The organism is Vibrio sp. 10N.286.55.E10, from assembly GCF_002872555.1.
Taxonomy (GTDB): domain Bacteria; phylum Pseudomonadota; class Gammaproteobacteria; order Enterobacterales; family Vibrionaceae; genus Vibrio; species Vibrio crassostreae.
Genome location: NZ_MCSD01000061.1, coordinates 15,525 through 34,683 on the forward strand (window position 1 = coordinate 15,525; position 19,159 = coordinate 34,683).

At 44.3% G+C, this 19,159-nt stretch carries 18 protein-coding genes and 1 other RNA gene; 9 read left to right on the forward strand and 10 right to left on the reverse strand.

The features are described 5' to 3' along the window. Positions 1-45 precede the first annotated feature (45 nt). The 4 genes from BCV39_RS22655 to metK all read right to left on the reverse strand — a co-directional run bounded on the left by BCV39_RS22655 (position 46) and on the right by metK (position 3,831). Positions 46-777: an endonuclease gene (locus BCV39_RS22655; protein ID WP_102431284.1), complete on the reverse strand. Its 732-nt coding sequence runs from the start codon at positions 775-777 to the stop codon at positions 46-48. A gap of 151 nt (positions 778-928) precedes the next feature. Further along, positions 929-1,429 (reverse strand): SprT family zinc-dependent metalloprotease, encoded by a 501-nt coding sequence (locus BCV39_RS22660; RefSeq protein WP_102431283.1) that lies wholly within the window; start codon positions 1,427-1,429, stop codon positions 929-931. An 80-nt stretch (positions 1,430-1,509) separates the two neighbouring features. After that, positions 1,510-2,307, reverse strand: a complete 798-nt coding sequence (locus BCV39_RS22665) for a DUF2189 domain-containing protein (RefSeq protein WP_017067802.1) — start codon at positions 2,305-2,307, stop codon at positions 1,510-1,512. A 369-nt stretch (positions 2,308-2,676) separates the two neighbouring features. After that, positions 2,677-3,831 (reverse strand): methionine adenosyltransferase, encoded by a 1,155-nt coding sequence (gene metK, locus BCV39_RS22670; RefSeq protein ID WP_017062234.1) that lies wholly within the window; start codon positions 3,829-3,831, stop codon positions 2,677-2,679. Positions 3,832-4,189: 358 nt separating this feature from the next. Here metK and tkt point away from each other — a divergent pair, with 358 nt between their 5' ends. The 6 genes from tkt (at position 4,190) to BCV39_RS22705 (ending at position 12,228) form a co-directional block, all read left to right on the forward strand. Continuing rightward, positions 4,190-6,184, forward strand: coding sequence for a transketolase (tkt, locus tag BCV39_RS22675; RefSeq protein WP_048605833.1), 1,995 nt, complete (start codon positions 4,190-4,192; stop codon positions 6,182-6,184). Between the two features lie 213 nt (positions 6,185-6,397). Next, the gene (gene epd, locus BCV39_RS22680; RefSeq protein ID WP_065675480.1) at positions 6,398-7,447 is read left to right on the forward strand and encodes an erythrose-4-phosphate dehydrogenase; all 1,050 of its coding nucleotides are present in this window, start codon (positions 6,398-6,400) and stop codon (positions 7,445-7,447) included. A gap of 166 nt (positions 7,448-7,613) precedes the next feature. After that, positions 7,614-8,777 (forward strand): phosphoglycerate kinase, encoded by a 1,164-nt coding sequence (locus tag BCV39_RS22685; protein ID WP_017059064.1) that lies wholly within the window; start codon positions 7,614-7,616, stop codon positions 8,775-8,777. Between the two features lie 155 nt (positions 8,778-8,932). Continuing rightward, the gene (gene fbaA, locus BCV39_RS22690) at positions 8,933-10,009 is read left to right on the forward strand and encodes a class II fructose-bisphosphate aldolase (RefSeq protein ID WP_060982706.1); all 1,077 of its coding nucleotides are present in this window, start codon (positions 8,933-8,935) and stop codon (positions 10,007-10,009) included. A gap of 376 nt (positions 10,010-10,385) precedes the next feature. After that, positions 10,386-11,252 (forward strand): small-conductance mechanosensitive channel MscS, encoded by an 867-nt coding sequence (mscS, locus tag BCV39_RS22695; protein WP_102431282.1) that lies wholly within the window; start codon positions 10,386-10,388, stop codon positions 11,250-11,252. A gap of 454 nt (positions 11,253-11,706) precedes the next feature. After that, positions 11,707-12,228 (forward strand): TetR/AcrR family transcriptional regulator, encoded by a 522-nt coding sequence (locus BCV39_RS22705; RefSeq protein ID WP_102431280.1) that lies wholly within the window; start codon positions 11,707-11,709, stop codon positions 12,226-12,228. A 66-nt stretch (positions 12,229-12,294) separates the two neighbouring features. Here the strand turns inward: BCV39_RS22705 and BCV39_RS22710 are convergent, their stop codons facing one another. Further along, on the reverse strand, positions 12,295-12,924 hold the full coding sequence (locus BCV39_RS22710) for a LysE/ArgO family amino acid transporter (RefSeq protein ID WP_102431279.1): 630 nt from the start codon (positions 12,922-12,924) through the stop codon (positions 12,295-12,297). A 142-nt stretch (positions 12,925-13,066) separates the two neighbouring features. Here BCV39_RS22710 and BCV39_RS22715 point away from each other — a divergent pair, with 142 nt between their 5' ends. Beyond that, positions 13,067-13,963 (forward strand): LysR family transcriptional regulator ArgP, encoded by an 897-nt coding sequence (locus tag BCV39_RS22715; protein ID WP_102431718.1) that lies wholly within the window; start codon positions 13,067-13,069, stop codon positions 13,961-13,963. Between the two features lie 111 nt (positions 13,964-14,074). Next, positions 14,075-14,788, forward strand: a complete 714-nt coding sequence (locus tag BCV39_RS22720) for an oxidative stress defense protein (protein WP_057622276.1) — start codon at positions 14,075-14,077, stop codon at positions 14,786-14,788. 116 nt (positions 14,789-14,904) lie between these two features. On the opposite strand, the gene serA is transcribed toward BCV39_RS22720, so the two are convergent. The 5 genes from serA to zapA form a co-directional block, all read right to left on the reverse strand. Then, positions 14,905-16,134 (reverse strand): phosphoglycerate dehydrogenase, encoded by a 1,230-nt coding sequence (serA, locus tag BCV39_RS22725; RefSeq protein WP_055319631.1) that lies wholly within the window; start codon positions 16,132-16,134, stop codon positions 14,905-14,907. 261 nt (positions 16,135-16,395) lie between these two features. Then, complete coding sequence (gene rpiA / locus BCV39_RS22730; RefSeq protein ID WP_048605825.1) at positions 16,396-17,052, reverse strand: ribose-5-phosphate isomerase RpiA; 657 nt, start codon at positions 17,050-17,052, stop codon at positions 16,396-16,398. A gap of 102 nt (positions 17,053-17,154) precedes the next feature. Beyond that, positions 17,155-17,754, reverse strand: coding sequence for a 5-formyltetrahydrofolate cyclo-ligase (locus BCV39_RS22735; RefSeq protein WP_102431719.1), 600 nt, complete (start codon positions 17,752-17,754; stop codon positions 17,155-17,157). Positions 17,755-17,760: 6 nt separating this feature from the next. Beyond that, a non-coding RNA gene (gene ssrS, locus BCV39_RS22740) (6S RNA) lies at positions 17,761-17,943 on the reverse strand. Between the two features lie 11 nt (positions 17,944-17,954). Then, positions 17,955-18,263 carry a cell division protein ZapA gene (gene zapA, locus BCV39_RS22745; protein ID WP_004735366.1) on the reverse strand — a complete coding sequence of 103 codons (309 nt, stop codon included), beginning with the start codon at positions 18,261-18,263 and terminating at the stop codon, positions 17,955-17,957. A gap of 308 nt (positions 18,264-18,571) precedes the next feature. Here zapA and BCV39_RS22750 point away from each other — a divergent pair, with 308 nt between their 5' ends. Then, positions 18,572-19,147 carry a YecA family protein gene (locus BCV39_RS22750; RefSeq protein WP_048664485.1) on the forward strand — a complete coding sequence of 192 codons (576 nt, stop codon included), beginning with the start codon at positions 18,572-18,574 and terminating at the stop codon, positions 19,145-19,147. The last annotated feature ends 12 nt before the right edge of the window (positions 19,148-19,159 follow it).

A 19,159-nucleotide genomic window follows, 5' to 3' on the forward strand; every position in this document is an offset into this window, starting at 1 on the left:
AAACTCTTGTTTGAGATAGTTGGAATGTTGATTGTACGAGTGACGTTATTTACAAGCAGGGTAAACAAATGGGTTGTGATTTCCTTGGATGGCATAGATTCGCTCATCCCGAGTACATTCCCACTTGTCGACAGGAAATTGCTTGTTCCACGCCATCATCAGGTTGGTTTGCTGCTTAGATAGCTTGAAGCCATACTCTTGGCTCATGTAAAGGTAGGTACGCGCGATAGAGCCTTTTGCTCTGTCTGGCGGCATCACCTTACGCTGCTTGAAGTTGACCTGCATTTCGCACTGACCATAGCTCACGCCATCCATTCCATTCCACTGGCTGAAGTTGTAGTTCGAACGGTCACCATTTACTTCACCGATAGCTGGCGTTAGGTTGTGGAGATCGGCTTCCATGGACTTGAATACTTTGTCATTGCGAGTGCAGTTCTTGCGCCCGCCATCTTGCCAGCACTGACGCTGGTGGCCGAATTGCCAAGCTGGAACCACGTGTTCCCACTCAATTCGACTCGCTCGCTTTTGTTGTTTTCGGGCTTGATAACCACAGCCGTCAAGGTCGGGAATCCCTTTCTTTTTGTCCTTCCATGTAATGTCACAACCACAATAAAATGAAGTCGGGTGGTCGAGATAAATCTTCACCGCTTCTCTTTTTGCTTTGGAGAATGAGCTCAGTGGTGCGGCGAAAACGCTTTGGGTTACCAGTAGGCCAAATACTATTGATAAGTAAAAAGACACAGGTAGGCCAAATGCTTTGATGGTGAGTTTTTGCATAGAAAAAGACTGATAAAAGTATGATAAACATCAGTCTAGCACTCAAAGGATGAGTTTCTCCATTACATTTCTATCATCAACTTAATCGAGTGTTGCTTTCTGAAATAAAAAGGATGGGGTTACCAAATCGAATAGGTGCGAGTCTAGGACTTTAGCTGAGCTGTGTGCCTGTGAAGGATAAGGTTTGATAGCACTGCTGGCAGCGATAGGTCGATTGATTTCGAAGCACTTTATTGTGTCGTCTGATTGATAATGGGTAAGTGGTGCACTCACATCTATATTCAAAGGTTTTCCCTTGAACTGAAGCGATTTCAAAGCTGTGAGTTGTTTTGGCTGGAACGTTGAATACCTTTTCCATCACGTATTTCCACTCGTTTCCGTGAGGCCTAACACGTCCGAAAATCTGATGCGTGATTAGGTGTGCGAGCTCATGCGGCACAACTTCGTTGATGAAGGCGTCTTCATTTTCAGAAAATAGTACGTGGTTGAGCTTAATTTCGTTGAGCTGAAGGTAGGCCTTTCCCGCCGCTTTACCTCTTAACTTGAAGGTGATAGTTGGGTGTGGAAATTCACGAGAGAAATGTTGATTTGCGATAGCTAGGCACTCGGCCAATTTCTTATTTGCTCGATGTTGTTGCGGGGTGTAAGACAAACGTTGTTAACTCCAAATAAAAGGCCTCAGCGTTTAAGCCAAGGCCTCATCATAACATTGCTTGTTGATCTAGCGATGCTTTACACGTGATGTTTTTTCTTAATGATCTCGTGATAAGCGTGCCATGTACCATAACCAAGTAGCGGCATGGTGACGATCATTCCGATGCCGTAGGTGGCAAAACCCACCAGAATACCGGCACAAATAATACTTGCCCAAACCACCATTGCAGGAATGTTCGATTTCACGGCATTAAAGCTAGTGAAAATCGCACTCATCACATCAACGCGTCTCTCCATCATTAACGGAATTGAAAATGCTGAGATGCTAAATATGAGGCTTGCGATAACAAAACCAATCACAGAACCCGTAATTAAGAAGGGAGCGAACTCAGCCAATGGTGCGCCTTGCACTGAAGGGTAGAGCGCGTGCAATAACGCAGCGATACGCATCCAGAATATCATCGCAACCATCAACACAATCGCAAAGGCCCATTGGTGGGTGGAGTTGCGAGTGATGGCTTTCATTGAGTGGAGTAGGCTGGCGTTATGGCCTTTTTCTCTTTCCCAAGCTGCGTCATACAAGCCTAGGGCAAGAAACGGCCCTATCAGCATGTACACGATCAGGCTTGGCATCACGACTAAGTGTGTTCCTTGCCATTGGACAAGTTGAACAATCGCAATTGCTGCTCCCATAAAGCACAATCCGTAAAATGCGCTGATTAATGGCATTCTTACTAAGTCATGCAGAGCAAGCGACAACCAATGAAAGGGTGCGGAAATACTGATTTGGTTGCAAGGAATGGTGCGAGCGTAATCCTTATCGCTGACCTTGTGTTTTTTATCGTTCAGTTCGGATGGGTGCGCGGTACGAGGCATAGATCCCCCTAGTTAAATAACGTCCTAGTTATAATTCCATAAGGCTCATCGATGTGGCTTGTGTGAGAGTTATGGTGTTTGAGCTAAATTGCTCTTTGTCATCCCAGTTATTGTTCTAGCGTGCATTTAACGAGCGTTATCAGACTGAATTAATTTAAGTTAAATGTGAGCTTGATCGCCTAGGAGTTACCTTAACTATTGTCAGTAGTGCTAGAAAACACAAATTATCAGCGGCTTTTTATACTAAGTGGTTAACGGTAAAGAAGGGCGTTGGAGAAGGGTATTGTGAGTGAAAGTTCGGTAAGTACATAAAAATAAAGCCCTTACTAAGCAGTAAGGGCTTTAAAGAAACAAATCGCAGTGGCTAAATTATTTTAGGCCAGCGAAGTCCGCAAGGATTGCTGCTTTGTCAGTCGCTTCCCAAGGGAACTCTTCACGACCGAAGTGGCCGTATGCAGCAGTTTGCTTGTAGATAGGCTGAAGAAGGTTCAGCATCTCTTGAAGGCCGTATGGACGTAGGTCGAAGTTTTGACGAACTGCTTCAATGATGATTTCGTGCGCTACTTTCTCAGTACCGAACGTTTCAACCATGATAGATGTTGGATCAGCAACACCAATAGCGTAAGACAGTTGAATCTCACAACGATCAGCCATGCCAGCAGCAACGATGTTTTTCGCAACGTAACGAGCCGCGTAAGCTGCAGAACGGTCAACTTTTGATGGATCTTTACCTGAGAATGCACCGCCACCGTGACGAGCTGCGCCGCCGTAGGTATCAACGATGATCTTACGACCAGTTAAACCACAGTCACCCATTGGGCCACCGATTACGAAACGGCCTGTTGGGTTGATGAAGAAGTTAGTATCTTTGTTGATCCACTCAGCAGGAAGTACTGGCTTGATGATTTCTTCCATTACTGCTTCGCGTAGGTCAGGCGTTGTTACTGAATCACAGTGTTGAGTAGAAAGAACAACAGCATCGATACCAACGATCTTACCTTGGTCGTATTGGAAAGTAACTTGAGATTTCGCATCTGGGCGAAGGAAGTCAAGTTTGCCGCTCTTACGTACTTCAGCTTGCTTCTTAACAAGAAGGTGAGAGTAAGTAATTGGAGCTGGCATTAGGATAGGAGTTTCGTTAGTCGCGTAACCAAACATGATACCTTGGTCGCCTGCGCCTTGCTCTTTAGGGTCTTCTTTATCAACACCTTGGTTGATGTCTGGAGACTGCTTACCAATTGTGTTTAGAACAGCACAAGAGTCAGCGTCAAAGCCCATATCAGAATGAACGTAACCAATTTCACGTACTGTTTCACGAGTGATTTCTTCGATATCAACCCATGCAGACGTTGTCACTTCACCGCCAACCATAACCATGCCGGTTTTAACGTAAGTCTCACAAGCAACACGTGCTTTTGGATCTTGTTCCAAGATGGCATCAAGAACAGCATCAGAGATTTGGTCTGCAATTTTATCTGGATGACCTTCTGAAACAGATTCAGAAGTGAATAGGTGCTTAGCCATGAGAGCTCCACTTTTAAGTTTTTGGTGTAAATAGTTTATGGCGTCGCAAGCTAGGAAGCGCCGCCATTAAATACAGTATATTTTGTAGGTGTTTCTACATCTAGACGGCTATTCTAAATTCCAGCGGTCGAATTACAAGCTCTTTTTTATGATATGTCATAACTAATCGTTTGCGTATCGATCGAGATAAGCCACTGCTAAGTGATGTAAATGTTCGAAAATTGCGAAAAATGACAGTTAAAATGCCAGTAAAACGTTTGCAGTCGCAATAGTCGTTTGAGAGAATACCCGCGCTAATAAAAATGAAAACTTTAGCAATTATCTCTTTTTTAAATCGCTTATGTATCCAGGAGCAGACATGCCTTCTCGTAAAGATCTAGCCAATGCAATCCGCGCACTTAGCATGGACGGTGTTCAACAAGCAAATTCAGGCCACCCAGGCGCACCTATGGGCATGGCTGACATCGCTGAGGTTCTTTGGCGTGGCCACTTGAACCACAACCCAGCAAACCCAGAATGGGCTGACCGCGACCGTTTTATTCTGTCTAACGGCCATGGTTCAATGTTGATTTATTCTCTGCTTCACCTTGCAGGTTACGAGCTTTCAATTGAAGACCTGAAAAACTTCCGTCAACTGCACTCTAAGACTCCAGGTCACCCTGAGTACGGTTACGCTCCTGGTATCGAAACAACGACTGGTCCTCTAGGTCAAGGCATCACTAACGCTGTTGGTATGGCAATGGCTGAGAAAGCACTGGCGGCACAGTTCAACAAAGAAGGCCACGACATCGTAGACCACTACACTTATGCATTCATGGGTGATGGCTGTCTGATGGAAGGTATCTCTCACGAAGCATGTTCTCTAGCAGGTACGCTAGGTCTTGGTAAGCTGGTTGCTTTCTGGGATGACAACGGCATCTCTATCGATGGTGAAGTTGAAGGTTGGTTCTCTGACGATACACCTAAGCGTTTTGAAGCATACGGCTGGCACGTAATCCCAGCAGTAGATGGTCACGACTCTGACGCTATCAACGCAGCGATTGAAGCGGCTAAAGCGGATCCTCGTCCTACGCTTATCTGTACTAAAACTATCATCGGTTTTGGTTCTCCAAACAAAGCGGGTACGCATGACTGTCACGGTGCTCCACTAGGTGCTGATGAAATCACAGCAACTAAAGCAGCATTGGGTTGGGAACACGGTCCTTTCGAAATCCCAGCAGATATCGCAGCTGAGTGGAATGCGAAAGAAGCAGGCGCAGCGAAAGAAGCAGCGTGGAACGCGAAGTTTGACGCATACGCAGCGGCTTACCCAGAGCTAGCAGCTGAATTCAAACGTCGTACTAACGGCGAGCTACCCGCTGAGTGGGAAGAGAAAGCAAACGCAATCATTGCTGATCTTCAAGCTAACCCAGCAAACATCGCTTCACGTAAAGCATCTCAAAACGCACTAGAAGCGTTTGGTCAAATGCTTCCAGAATTCATGGGCGGCTCTGCTGACCTTGCGCCTTCTAACCTGACTATGTGGTCTGGTTCTAAGTCTCTTGAAGCAACTGACTTCTCTGGTAACTACATCCATTACGGTGTACGTGAATTCGGTATGACGGCTATCATGAACGGTATCGCTCTGCACGGTGGTTTCGTGCCATACGGCGCAACGTTCCTAATGTTCATGGAATACGCGCGTAACGCAATGCGTATGGCTGCTCTGATGAAAGTTCAGAACATCCAAGTTTACACGCACGATTCTATCGGCTTAGGCGAAGATGGCCCTACTCACCAACCGGTTGAGCAGATCGCTTCTCTACGTCTGACTCCAAACATGAGCACATGGCGTCCATGTGACCAAGTTGAGTCTGCTGTTGCTTGGAAACTGGCTATTGAGCGTAAAGATGGTCCTTCATCTCTAATCTTCTCTCGTCAAAACCTTGCACAACAAGATCGTAATGCTGAGCAAGTTGCTAACATCGCTAAGGGTGGTTACATCCTGAAAGATTGTGAAGGCAAGCCAGAGCTAATCATCATTGCAACTGGTTCTGAAGTTGAGCTTGCAGTTGAAGCTGCTGCACAACTAACCGCTGAAGGTAAAGCAGTACGCGTAGTATCTATGCCTGCAACTGACGCGTTCGACAAGCAAGACGCTGAATACCGTGAGTCTGTACTTCCATCTGACGTTACAGCGCGTATCGCAGTAGAAGCTGGCATCGCTGACTTCTGGTACAAATACGTTGGCTTCGGTGGCAAGATCATCGGTATGACAACGTTCGGCGAATCTGCACCAGCAGGTGAGCTATTCAAGATGTTCGGTTTCACTACTGAAAACGTAGTAAACACAGCGAAAGAGCTTCTTGCTTAATCATTGACTGATGGCCTTGTGCTAACAGTTAAATGAAGGAAAAAACCGAGCGCTGAGCTCGGTTTTTTGTATCTGGGATTTGTTTCTTCTAGGCTTATCTCTACAAGCAACAGATTAACCTGTCTTAACTAAACGGCGTTATTCAAGTAATGCCTTTTGGGTAGGATTCAGTTATCATCTGTTGCACGAAATTTTGGTTAGATGTACGGAACTATGCTAAAAGTCGCGATAAACGGATTTGGAAGAATAGGGCGTAATGTATTACGCGCTGTCTATGAAAGTGGCAAAAGCCAACAAATCAAAGTAGTAGCTGTTAATGAGCTTGCTCAGCCTGACGCTATGGCTCATCTATTGCAATACGACACTAGTCACGGCCGCTTCGGCAAGAAAATCTCCAACGATCAAGAGCACATCTATGTCCATCACGGCATTGGTGCGGAAGATAAAGGTGAGTTCGATACCATTCGTATCTTACATCTTGCTGATATTGAGCTGTTGCCTTGGCGTGACCTAGAAGTGGATATTGTTCTCGACTGTACCGGAGTTTATGGTTGCCGAGATGACGGCCTAGCGCACATTGCTGCTGGGGCAAAAAAGGTACTGTTTTCTCACCCTGGTGCCAATGACCTCGATAACACCATTATCTATGGTGTGAATCACGATACCATTGAAGCGGACCACCGAATCGTTTCCAATGGCTCATGCACCACCAACTGTATTGTCCCTATCATTAAGGTTCTTGATGACGCCTTTGGTATTGAGTCCGGTACTATTACGACTATTCACTCTTCAATGAATGATCAACAAGTTATCGATGCGTACCACAGCGATTTGCGTCGTACTCGAGCGGCAAGCCAATCGATCATTCCTGTCGATACCAAGTTGCATAAAGGTATTGAAAGAATCTTCCCGAAATTTTCCAACAAATTTGAAGCTATATCTGTGCGTGTGCCGACGGTAAACGTAACAGCGATGGATTTAAGTGTCACAATTAATGCAAATGTGAAAGTTAATGACGTAAATCAAACCATTGTTAATGCATCCCAGTGTACATTACACAATATAGTTGACTATACTGAAGCGCCGCTCGTTTCCATCGACTTTAATCACGATCCCCATAGCGCAATCGTTGATGGTTCACAAACTCGAGTGAGCAACGGCCACTTAGTTAAAATGCTAGTGTGGTGTGACAATGAATGGGGCTTTGCGAACCGAATGCTAGATACGGTTCTTGCAATGCAAGCTTCTGAAGGCAAGAAGTAAGACCTAGAAGCAAATGTGCGGATTATTTATTTTTTAGCTTGAAATAAATACTAAGAGTCCACATATTATTGGTAGTGAAAGAATTACCAGTTGAATAATTTATAGGCTTAGCAGGGTTGCTGAGTTTCCAAAACTTTATATTTATTTAAATTTGAGAGGACAAATCATGTCTGTGATCAAGATGACTGACCTGGAACTTGCAGGTAAACGCGTATTTATCCGTGCTGACCTAAACGTACCAGTAAAAGACGGTAAAGTAACTTCAGATGCACGTATCCTTGCATCTCTACCAACTATCAAACTTTGCCTAGAAGCTGGCGCAAAGGTAATGGTTACTTCTCACCTTGGTCGTCCTACTGAAGGCGAATATAACGAAGAGTTCTCTCTAGCTCCTGTAGTTAATTACCTAAACGACGCACTAGACTGCGAAGTTAAACTAGCTAAAGATTACGTAAACGGCCTAGAGCTAAACGCTGGTGAACTTGTTGTTCTTGAAAACGTTCGCTTTAACAAAGGCGAAAAGAAGAACGAAGAAGCGCTTTCTAAGCAATACGCTGCACTATGTGACATCTTCGTAATGGATGCATTCGGTACAGCTCACCGTGCTCAAGCTTCTACACACGGTGTTGGTACTTACGCTCCTGTAGCATGTGCTGGCCCTCTTCTAGCTGCTGAGCTTGAAGCGCTTGGTAAAGCAATGGACAACCCAGCTCGCCCACTAGTGGCTATCGTTGGTGGTTCTAAGGTTTCTACTAAACTAACAGTTCTAGAATCTCTTTCTAAAATTGCTGACCAGCTTGTTGTTGGTGGTGGTATCGCGAACACATTCATCGCTGCTGAAGGCCACAACGTAGGTAAGTCTCTATACGAAGCTGACCTAGTTGAAACGGCTCAAAAACTAATGAAAGAGTGTGCTATCCCAGTAGCGACTGACGTTGCATGTGCTAAAGCATTCGACGAAAACGCAGAAGCTGAAATCAAGCACGTTTCTGAAGTTCAAGACGACGACATGATCTTCGACCTTGGTCCAGATTCAACTGCGGCACTAGCTGAAATCATCGGCAACGCTAAAACTATCCTTTGGAACGGCCCTGTAGGCGTATTCGAATTCAAAAACTTCGAAGCGGGTACAGCTGGTATCTCTAAAGCAATCGCTGAGTCTGCAGGCTTCTCTGTAGCAGGTGGTGGTGACACGCTAGCAGCTATCGACAAGTTCGGTATCAAAGCTGACGTTTCTTACATCTCTACTGGCGGTGGCGCTTTCCTTGAATTCGTTGAAGGTAAAGTACTTCCTGCAGTAGCAATGCTTGAAGAGCGTGCTAAAGCATAATTGATTTAGAAAGGCGAGATGTGAATCTCGCCTTTTAACGTTTGCTGCATATCACACTTTTTTGCTAGAATGACATAAGTTGTGAGCAAACGATTGCAAGTTTTTGAACTTAAGTTTTTTAATCTTAAAACGATAGAATAAATAGGACTATTTCCATGTCTAAGATCTTCGATTTTGTAAAACCTGGTGTAATTTCTGGCGATGACGTACAGAAAGTATTTGAAATCGCAAAAGAGAACAAGTTTGCACTTCCTGCTGTAAACGTTGTTAACACTGATTCAATCAACGGTGTTCTAGAAGCAGCTGCTAAAGTTAAAGCTCCTGTTGTTGTTCAGTTCTCTAACGGCGGTGCTGGTTTCTTCGCTGGTAAAGGCGTTAAACTTGAAGGTCAAGGCGCACAAATCCTTGGCGCTGTTGCTGGTGCAAAATACGTACACGCTGTTGCTGAGTCTTACGGTGTTCCAGTTATCCTGCACACTGACCACGCTGCTAAGAAACTTCTTCCATGGATCGACGGTCTACTAGACGCTGGTGAAGAGTTCTTCGCACAAACTGGTAAGCCTCTTTTCTCTTCTCACATGATCGATCTTTCTGAAGAGTCTCTAGAAGAGAACATCGAAACATGTGCTAAGTACCTAGAGCGCATGGCTAAAATGAACATGACTCTAGAAATCGAACTAGGTTGTACTGGTGGTGAAGAAGATGGCGTTGATAACTCTGATATGGACGCATCTGAGCTTTACACTTCTCCTGAAGATGTAGCTTACGCTTACGAAATCCTAAACGCAGTTAGCCCTCGTTTCACTATCGCGGCTTCTTTCGGTAACGTACACGGTGTTTACCAAGCTGGTAACGTTGTACTTACTCCAACTATCCTACGTGACTCTCAAGCATACTGTGCAGAGAAGTTCGGTATTGCACCTAACGCTCTAAACTTCGTATTCCACGGTGGTTCTGGTTCTTCTGAAGCAGAAATCCAAGAGTCTATCGGCTACGGTGTTATTAAAATGAACATCGATACTGATACACAGTGGGCAACTTGGGATGGTATCCGTACTTACTCTGCTGAAAACTTCGATTACCTACAAGGTCAAATCGGTAACCCTAAAGGCGAAGACCAACCAAACAAGAAGTTCTACGATCCACGCGTATGGCTACGTGCTGGTCAAGCTTCAATGGTTACTCGTCTTGAGAAAGCATTTGCTGACCTTAACGCTATCGACGTACTATAATTCTTTGAATTAAGTACTCTTTAAGTTTTAAAAACCCGCTCATTGAGCGGGTTTTTTTATGTCTGATAAAAACTTGTATTAAATATGTGAAAAACCTAGCGTGTGGTGAATAAATTTCCTAGGATTGAGTTATCGGTATTTGTATTTATTGGTAAGTTTCAATAATTCAAAAGCTTACATAAATATGACTTTGCAATCTGTCAAAGATAGGATATCGTGCCGAAAAACTGAACTTGGTTCAGTTTATAAAAAGGACTTGGCTTTAATTTACTTTGAACACAATGACTTAACGGTCATTAAACTGTTTATTATATTGTAGAGTAAATTAGGCTTAAGGCAGTTTAGCCCATAGCATATTATATAGAGGATGCACATTATGGCTGAGAGTTCGACAGCGGTTGAGACTCCACTTGTGGATGGTTTGTCTCAAGCAGAGCAGTGGTTAACAAATAATTCAGATTTATTTATCCAATATGGCGTAAATATCATTTCAGCACTGATAATTCTATTTATTGGTAACCTTATTGTTAAAGCAGTAGCGAATAGCGTGTCTAAGGTTCTTCAGAAGAAGAAAATGGACCGAGCGGTTGTGGAATTTATTCACGGCTTAGTTCGCTACCTATTGTTTGTTATTGTTTTAATTGCTGCACTAGGTCGATTAGGTGTTCAAACGGCATCTGTAGTTGCTGTTATTGGTGCGGCTGGTTTAGCCGTTGGTCTTGCATTACAAGGCTCACTATCTAACTTTGCTGCTGGTGTACTTATCGTTGCATTCCGTCCATTTAAGTCTGGTGACTATGTGGAAATTGGTGGTGTAGCAGGTTCAGTGGATTCAATTCAGATCTTCCAAACGGTTCTAACAACGCCAGATAACAAAATGGTAGTGGTACCAAACGGTAGCGTTATTGGTAGCCCAATTACTAACTACTCTCGTCATGACACACGTCGTATCGACCTAATGATCGGTGTTTCTTACGGTGCTGATCTACAAAAGACCAAAGAACTTCTGACTAAGATCTGTGAATCTGACGAGCGCGTGTTGAAAGAACCAGGCGTTCAAGTGGGTGTTCACACACTTGCTGACTCTTCTGTTAACTTCGTGGTTCGCCCATGGGTTAGCACCGCAGAGTACTGGAATGTTTACTTCGACCTGATGCAAGCAATCAAAGAAGGCTTGGATAAAGAAGGTATCGAAATTCCATTCCCACAAATGGATGTTCACATGAACAAAGTTGAGGGCTAATAAAGCTTCGACAAGTTGAATAAAAAGGCGGATAACTTAGGTTATCCGCCTTTTTTGTTGTCTTCAATATCATTCCTTTTACTCGTTAGTTGTTGTTACTGCTTAGCTTCTTTTCTTTGTATATCCCTATTTCGTGTTCTACTCGACGTCGGCCACAACGATGTTTTTAACATCGCATATAAGGGCTTTCTTACTTCTTGTCCTCCCAAAATAGCCAATAAACATAAACCGCCAGGAATCAGAATCATCATCAGTAGCGGTCGAAGTAGATAAGAGAAGCAAAAGATCGTGGGCAGAAAAATCAGCACTTGTCCCAGTCGGTTTAATATATTCATCATGTCCGTATCTCCAAAGTTAAATTGAGCGCGCTCATTTTTATAATTGAGCGCGCTCAATTTGTCAAATTAGAGCACTAAGAGTATGATCAAGCTTGATTAGAGAAGGATGTATTTTCGTGAGTAAGAGAGAGATAACGAAACAGAAGATCTTAGCGTCTGCTTGGGAGTTGTTTGGGGAAAATGGTTATGACAACACCACAACTCGACAGATCGCTCGCCACGCGGGTGTGGCAGATGGCACGGTGTTTAGTCATTTTGAAACCAAGCTGACTATTCTTCGAGAAGGAATGCTATCGCAGTTGGAAAAGATTGGTCAGGAGGTGTTAGCGGCTGAGCAAGATAAACGTGCTGTGGATATCGGTATCTCGCTAATTGGACACTACTACAGCTATTATTTTGATAATGTTGAGTTAAGTCGAGCGTTACTCAAAGAGGTCATTTGGGATCTAGACTATTACCGTACCTTTGATCAGGCACTCTTTCAGACTGTTAATGTCGATGCATCTATTTCTGAAAAAATGCCATTGATTATGGATAGCTATTTCATGACCTTGATAAATCACTTGAGCCAACCGGAACCAAGCCTTGAAGCTGCGCTGAGTGAACTTAACAGTAAAATTCGAGTCATTCTAGCGTAACTCATTATATTAATGAGTTACTGATGTCATCTTTGGCTTGGTCGACAGTCTTTGTTCTTTAATTGCTTACCAGTATTGCTCAACCAGTCCATTGGTAAGCACAGCAGCAATTGCGAACATCATAGTTGCTACAGCGATATCAATGCCTTTCTTAACATTCGGTTTAGATAGCGTTGGGCCTAGCTTTGCCGCGCCCAGTGACAAAGAGTAAAACCAAACAAATGAAGCCAAGATGGTTCCCATAGCAAAAGCAATTCTGTCGTTACCTTCAAACTGCCCGCCAATCGACCCAAGAATCACCACCGTATCTAAGTAGAGATGTGGGTTTAACACAGTAACCGCCAATGCGCCCAAAATAACGGTGCGCTTACCACGAGCCAGTATCTCTCCTTTTGACTCCTCGCTTGAGGGCGCTTTAAAGGCACTGCGTAGTGATAACAAACCATACACGGTTAGAAAAGCGATGCCGCCTAACGTGACCGAGGTGAGTAGCAATTCATTTTGCGACAGAATCGCACCGCCACCAAAGATACCCAATGAGATAAACAGAGTGTCGAGCAGGCTACAGATTGTTGCAGTGGTTAAATGGTGGTTGCGCTTTATCCCTTGATTTAGGACGTACGCATTCTGAGCGCCAATAGGGATAATCATGCTTGCCCCTAGACCAAAACCTTGTAATAAAACCCAAAAACTCATTTTAACCTCCACTTATTTAACGATATTTACGTGCTATATGGCGAAGATACTCCGACCCTTTAAATAAGTATAATTAATGATTTTAATCTATTATTAGAGTTGCTAATGTGGCATTGAGTTAGCTTAAAAAGGAAGCAAATTGATGCGTGGATTGGATTATAAGTGGATAGAAGCACTGGATGCCGTAGTAAAACAACGTAGCTTCGAAAGGGCTGCTGAGCAGTTATATATCTCCCAGTCGGCGGTATCTCAGCGCATCAAACAGCTGGAAAAGTGGTTGGCTCAGCCTGCCTTAGTGAGAGAAAGCCCGCCTAGGCCAACGCCTGCGGGTAAAAAATTACTGGGCTTATATCGTCGTGTTCGTTTGTTAGAGCACGAACTTGTGCCTGAGTTGATGAATGAAGAGGGAACTCAGCCACTATCGATATCCATAGCCACCAACGCTGATAGTTTGGCGACATGGCTGCTACCGGCTTTGTCGGATGTGATGAAATCTCGCCAAGTCGAGTTGAACCTCGCGATTCATGGTGAGTCGAGAACCATTGAAAAGATAAAAAGTGGCGAGGTGGCCGGTGCAATCAGTTTGGAGTCTCAAGCGATTCCAGGCTGCAGTGCCGATTATCTCGGTAGGATGGATTATGTTTGCGTGGCTAGCCCTGATTTTCATCAGCGTTACTTTTCAGAGGGCGTAAATTACGCCACGTTAAGCAAGGCGCCTGCGGTTTCCTATGATCAATACGATGACCTGCATAAGAAGTTTTTGCATGATCATTTTAACGTCCCGAGAGACAGTGTGATTAATCATACTGTCGGCAGCTCGGAAGCATTTGTGCGTTTAGCGTTGTCGGGTGTTGCCTATTGCTTGATTCCTCGATTGCAGATTATCGATGAGCTAGAGTCTGGTGATCTTATTGACATTACCCCTGGCTTTCTGCTGTCTTATCGCATTTATTGGCACCATTGGCAGCTCGAGAGTGGGGTGTTAAAAGAGATATCCCAAGCGGTATTAAGTTTTGCTCACAATCACTTGCCTCAGTAAGCTGTTGATTTTTTCAGCGTCAAAGTTCTGTTAGAAGTGCGTGCTCTGGATTGGCTAAACGATAAATTGCTCTATGATGAAAGTACATTTGTTTAGCATAGGTCATACCTAATGAAGCTTGTACCAAAGATGTTAGCAACGTCTCTTACTCTTACTGCGGCGTTGAGTGCTGTGAGTTTTCCATCATTGGCAGATTCTCCATCCTTTCCTCATATTTCAACGACAGGCTATGGTGAAGTGATCGCGACACCTGATATGGCGACATTCTCTGTGAGAGTCGTGGAATCGACGATGACTGCTGAACAGGCTAAAAATACCGTTGATAAAGTCGTGACAGGCTTTCTAAATAAGTTGCATCAAGCAGGTGTTGATGAGGCGAGTGTTCATAGCTCAAACCTGTATCTATCTCCTCAATATCACTACCCGAAAGATGGCAAACCGGAACTGGTTGGCTACCGCGCTTCACGTAATGTGACCGTTCAAGTGACTGAGCTAGCTAATCTTAATGAGTACATGGATATTGCGATTGGAGAAGGCATTAATCAGATCGACAACATTCAGCTTCAAGTTCGAGATCAAGCCAAGTATCAAGAGCAAGCGCGCTTAGAAGCCATCAAGGATGCGCGATCGAAAGCTAAATCATTAGCGAGTGGGTTTGAGCGTGAGTTGGGTGATGTTTGGCGTGTTGATTACAACGCACAATCTTCTCAGCCTGTGTTAATGCGTTCAATGGCGATGGATGCGAGAACAGAGTCGAACTCTTATGAAGACTCAACGATCACCATTCGCGATCGTGTTAATGTGATCTACCAGATCGAAGAATAAGATAGCGCTATAGAGGCTTTTGGATCATGGTGATCTAATTACCTACGATAGGCCAAATACTAAAAAGGCTCTCATAATGAGAGCCTTTTTGTTTTTACTAATATCGAGTTCGATGATTAGTGAAGTAAACGAGCACGGATTGTGCCTTCGATCTCTTTCAGTTTAAGCAGTGCTTCTTCTGAACGATCCGCTTCTACATCGATAACTACATAACCCATATCAGCCGCAGTCTGTAGGTACTGACCCGCGATGTTAATGCCTTCTTCAGCGAAGATGGTGTTGATCTGAGTTAGGATACCTGGGCGGTTTTCGTGAATGTGCAGCAAACGAGACGTGCCCGTGTGTAGCGGTAGAGATACCTCTGGGAAGTTAACACTTGATAGCGTAGAACCGTTATCAGAGTATTTCGCTAGCTTGCCAGCCACTTCAACACCGATATTCTCTTGTGCTTCCTGAGTTGAACCACCTACGTGAGGTGTAAGAATCACGTTGTCGAACTGCATCAATGGCGACTCAAACGGGTCTGCATTGGTTTTGGGTTCTGTTGGGAAAACGTCGATCGCTGCACCTGCAAGGTGACCAGAATCTAGAGCGCCACACAGAGCAGGAATGTCTACCACTGTGCCACGTGCTGCATTGATAAAGATAGAACCAGGCTTCATGCGCTCGAACTCTTCTTTACCCATCATGTCTTTTGTTTCGTTGGTTTCAGGGACGTGTAAAGAGATCACATCACACTTATTCAGCAGTTCGGTCATGGTATGAACTTGCGTTGCGTTACCCAAAGACAGTTTGTTTTCAATGTCGTAGAAGTAAACACGCATGCCAAGGTTTTCAGCAATAATACCCAGTTGAGTACCTATGTGACCGTAGCCAATAATACCTAAACGCTTACCACGGGCTTCGTAAGAGTTGTCTGCACTCTTTTTCCAGATGCCACGGTGAGCAAGAGCGTTCTTTTCTGGAATGCCACGTAGTAGTAGTAAAACCTGGCCAAGAACAAGTTCAGCAACGCTTCGAGTGTTTGAGAACGGTGCGTTGAACACAGGGATACCGCGTTTTGCTGCTGCTTGAAGGTTGACTTGATTAGTACCAATACAGAAACAACCAACGGCAACCAGTTTTTCAGCTGCATCAATAACTTCTTGGGAGATGTTAGTGCGAGAACGAATACCAATGAAGTGAGCATCTTTAACTGCTTCAAGAAGTTCATCTTCCGGTAGCGAGCCTTTGTGGTACTCAATGTTTGTGTAACCAGCGGCTTGCAGTACTTCTACAGAAGAAGGGTGAAGACCTTCTAGAAGTAGAATTTTTATTTTTTCTTTTTCCAGTGAAACTTTGGCCATTGTTCTCGTCCTTAAAATGGAAAGGTTGGGCAAATGCGGCGCACGTGCTACAAAATGGCTGAAAGGGGAACAAATTCACCACTTTGTTAGGAGACAAACGTTTTCCCTGTGCGTCTTCTGAACAATAAAGTAACAAAAAAAAAATGTTTTGGGTAAGAAAATTACGGAATAAGACATAATTTTACAGCAATAAAGCAAAAAAAACGGCGCCCTAGGGCACCGTATGTAATGAAGTAACAGAAAAACTCAATCTTCCATTATTTATTCTTCGATTTTTGCACCTTCAGGCGTGCCAGTGATAACCACATCAGCGCCACGATGAGCGAACAGACCAACCGTCACCACACCAGCAATACCATTGATGATATCTTCTAGTTGTTTCGGGTTTTCGATCGCCATGCCGTACACATCTAGGATCACGTTGCCATTATCGGTTGTGCAGCCTTCGCGGTAAACTGGGTCACCACCAAGCTTAACTAACTCACGAGCAACGTACGAACGTGCCATTGGGATTACTTCAACAGGCAGTGGGAATTTGCCCAACACATCAACTGCTTTAGTACCGTCAACAATACACACAAACTTATCAGAGATAGCCGCTACGATTTTTTCACGAGTCAAAGCAGCGCCGCCGCCTTTGATCATATCGCGTGAAGCGTTAATTTCGTCTGCACCATCAACATAGATGTCTAACTTGAATACGTCGTTGCACTCAAATACTTTGATTTCTAGTGCTTCTAGTTTTTCAGTAGAGGCTACAGAGCTTGAAACCGCACCTTTGATTTTGTCTTTCATTGTGCCAAGTGCGTCGATGAAGTGATTTACTGTTGAGCCAGTACCTACACCTACAATGCTGCCTTCTTCAACATATTGAAGTGCTGCCCAGCCAGCTGCTTTTTTCATTTCATCTTGAGTCATGCCATTCTCCTGAATAAGGTCTTGCGCTTTGAATTAATCGTTCGCGTATTGAAGTTAACGTTTATATATCGAGGTTAACGTTTGCGGCGCGATTATAGCGCTTTAATGGTTGTTTTCCCATTGCCAAGTTTTACTTGGAGTCACGATTTTAGGTAACGGAATGTCCCATTCTTCAATCGGTAGGGTATCAACATGTTGGCAATCATGAGCCAAACCAATAGGAGTTGCGCCTTCGCCCGTTTCGAACCACTTCGCCAAGGTGCGATCGTAATATCCGCCGCCCATACCTAAACGATGGCCATGAGAGTCAAAGCCGACAAGGGGTGTAAGAATGAGATCGAGTTGCTGGCAAGGTTTAACCAGCATTTGATTAAGTTGGGGTTCAACGATTCCGTACTTATTCAAAACAGTGGGTGTGGTTGGAGAATAATGTAGAAACAACAGGTGTCCGGCAGAGAAGGGGTGTAATACTGGTAAATAAGTTTGCTTACCTTGCGCCCATAACCATTCGATCAAAGGCTGGGTATCGAGTTCGCCATCGATAGAGATGTAGAGGGCAATATGTTGAGCTGACTGAATCTCATTGAGCTGAGAACACTGCTTAACTAAGTCTATACCGGATTGAGTTTGCTGGTCGCCAGATAAGGCATTGCGTTTGATACGGATCTGTTTGCGAAATTCGCTGCGTGTGAGCGTCTTCATAAGAAGGGATACCCCAAAGTGCCGTTGAGAATAGATGGCCCTTGAACCAGCGAGTTCAAGGCGGATCAGCAATGATTACCGTAGGCTTCTCGGCGGACCGAGCATGCTCAATAGCACTCAAGTACTAACCCTTAGGGATTGCTTATCGGCTCGGGGACGTGAATCCTCTGACAAACACTCCAGGGTAAATTTTGTGTACGCTATTGCTGTCCGTGCTTAACTTTACTGAGGACATCTGAAAGTGATGTCGTGAGCTGTTCCATTCGCTCGGTCAGTGCGTTTTGTTCATCATTTGCTTCAAACTTCTTGGTTTGTAATTCGTAGCAAATATTCAGAGCTGCGATAGTCAGCAGCTTCACTTCATTGGTTACCTTAGTACGTTCAGCCATCTCTTTCAATCGATTATCAAGATCGGCCGCCGCTGCAATCAATGACTCTTCTTGCCCTGGTGGACAATTCACTCGAGTCAGTTTTCCTAATATTTCAACGTCTACCGCTTGATTACTCATGATGGATGAACTCTTTAACGCGCTATTTTAAGGCTATTGCCCTTCGCCATTTTTTGAGAAAGAAAAAGTGCAAGTACCGATGAGGAAGCAATCTCCTCTGAGGGAGAAACTATAGGTAAACCGCTATTAAGATTCAAGCTTTTCAGAGTGACTGTTTGTAAATGAGAGCTTGAGCACACAGTAATTCAGCAAATTGAACAATTGGTAGTCAGTCATCCTTCAATTGCTGGGGATCGATGCTTACCAGAATTGGGGTGAAGTGGTACGATTATACTATCGATATAAAGAATAACTGAGCGAGCTATCTGATGAGCGAAACTACTTTACCTGATTACCTAACGGTTGCGACTGAACTTCAATCGGCAAGTTTAGCCGTAACCCCTGCTGAGATGCATGGTTTATTAACGGGTATGTTAAGCGGAGGCTTAAGCCTAGCAGATAAGAGTTGGCAACCGCTGATCTTTGATTACACCAACGAAGGTATGGGCTGGCCAGATCGCGCGTTAACGCTAGCGGAAGCGACATTGAAAGTAACGACCAGTGAAATCACAGGTTCAGGCATGGAATTGTCTATGTTGCTGCCTGACGAAGACGCAAGCGCAAGCCTGTTTGACTTGGCTGACGGTGTGTCTGATTGGATTAACCATTTCATCTCTGGTTTAGGTCTTGTTGGCGCTCAATTGAACAAAGCGTCTGAAGGCACGAAAGAAGCGTTGGCTGATCTTGAAGAGATGGCAAAGCTAGGCATTGATGAAGAAGATGATCTGGAAGAACAAGCACAACTTCTAGAGCACGTTATTGAGCACGTAAAAGCGTGTGCATTAACGATTCATGCTGAATTTGGTGCACGCCCATCTGAAGATGCGGCGCCAACCATTCACTAATCGTTTGTCGGT

Coding starts and splice junctions, on each gene's coding strand:
- serA (WP_055319631.1), bottom strand. CDS start 16,134: ATGGCCAAAGTTTCACTGGAAAAAGAAAAAATAAAAATTCTACTTCTA.
- fbaA (WP_060982706.1), top strand. CDS start 8,933: ATGTCTAAGATCTTCGATTTTGTAAAACCTGGTGTAATTTCTGGCGAT.
- BCV39_RS22710 (WP_102431279.1), bottom strand. CDS start 12,924: ATGAGTTTTTGGGTTTTATTACAAGGTTTTGGTCTAGGGGCAAGCATG.
- BCV39_RS22665 (WP_017067802.1), bottom strand. CDS start 2,307: ATGCCTCGTACCGCGCACCCATCCGAACTGAACGATAAAAAACACAAG.
- metK (WP_017062234.1), bottom strand. CDS start 3,831: ATGGCTAAGCACCTATTCACTTCTGAATCTGTTTCAGAAGGTCATCCA.
- BCV39_RS22735 (WP_102431719.1), bottom strand. CDS start 17,754: ATGAAGACGCTCACACGCAGCGAATTTCGCAAACAGATCCGTATCAAA.
- BCV39_RS22685 (WP_017059064.1), top strand. CDS start 7,614: ATGTCTGTGATCAAGATGACTGACCTGGAACTTGCAGGTAAACGCGTA.
- BCV39_RS22720 (WP_057622276.1), top strand. CDS start 14,075: ATGAAGCTTGTACCAAAGATGTTAGCAACGTCTCTTACTCTTACTGCG.
- zapA (WP_004735366.1), bottom strand. CDS start 18,263: ATGAGTAATCAAGCGGTAGACGTTGAAATATTAGGAAAACTGACTCGA.
- mscS (WP_102431282.1), top strand. CDS start 10,386: ATGGCTGAGAGTTCGACAGCGGTTGAGACTCCACTTGTGGATGGTTTG.
- BCV39_RS22750 (WP_048664485.1), top strand. CDS start 18,572: ATGAGCGAAACTACTTTACCTGATTACCTAACGGTTGCGACTGAACTT.
- rpiA (WP_048605825.1), bottom strand. CDS start 17,052: ATGACTCAAGATGAAATGAAAAAAGCAGCTGGCTGGGCAGCACTTCAA.
- BCV39_RS22715 (WP_102431718.1), top strand. CDS start 13,067: ATGCGTGGATTGGATTATAAGTGGATAGAAGCACTGGATGCCGTAGTA.
- epd (WP_065675480.1), top strand. CDS start 6,398: ATGCTAAAAGTCGCGATAAACGGATTTGGAAGAATAGGGCGTAATGTA.
- BCV39_RS22655 (WP_102431284.1), bottom strand. CDS start 777: ATGCAAAAACTCACCATCAAAGCATTTGGCCTACCTGTGTCTTTTTAC.
- tkt (WP_048605833.1), top strand. CDS start 4,190: ATGCCTTCTCGTAAAGATCTAGCCAATGCAATCCGCGCACTTAGCATG.